Consider the following 589-nt stretch of genomic DNA (forward strand, 5'->3'; position numbering starts at 1 on the left):
GAGCGACCGCGGCGGCCGCGAGCGCACGCTGACCTCGGGCACCGCGGAGATCGGCACGGGCAGACCGATGACCGGCGCGCGCGACGCGTTCCGGATCGCCAGCGTCACCAAGCCCTTCATCGCGGTGGCACTGCTCCAGCTCGGCGTCGACCTCGACGCGCCGGTGGAGCGCTACCTGCCCGGCGTGGTGCGCGGCCGGGGCGCGGGGGCCGCCCTCGACGGGCGCCGGATCACGGTCCGCCAGGTGCTCCAGCACACCAGCGGCGTCCCCGAGTACAGCCGCTCCTTCGACTGGACCAAGCCGTTCCCCGACGAGCCCGTCGGCTACCTCGACATCGCGCTGGCCCTCACTCCCACCGGCGAGCCAGGGCAGCGGTGGGCGTACTCCAACACCAACTACCTNNGCCCGCCAAGACGGAGTACCCGCTGCGCGGACGGCACGCCCAGCACTACGGCGTGCACCCCGCCAACCCCGCCGCCGGAGTCGTCGACATCACCAGCTTCCCCGGCTACGAGCTCGGTGCCAGCGGCGGGCTCGTCTCCACCCCCGCCGACCTCGCGCGCTTCTGGCGAGGCCTGGAATCCGGCC

General features: G+C 74.1%; 1 protein-coding gene. It reads left to right on the forward strand.

Features of this window, described 5'->3' with window-relative positions; all coding sequences use genetic code 11:
- A partial coding sequence (locus CCN37_RS37580; RefSeq protein WP_143262030.1) for a serine hydrolase occupies window positions 1-589 on the forward strand: 589 nt, incomplete at both ends.

It is taken from the genome of Allokutzneria sp. NRRL B-24872 (assembly GCF_002155965.1).
Lineage (GTDB): Bacteria > Actinomycetota > Actinomycetes > Mycobacteriales > Pseudonocardiaceae > Allokutzneria.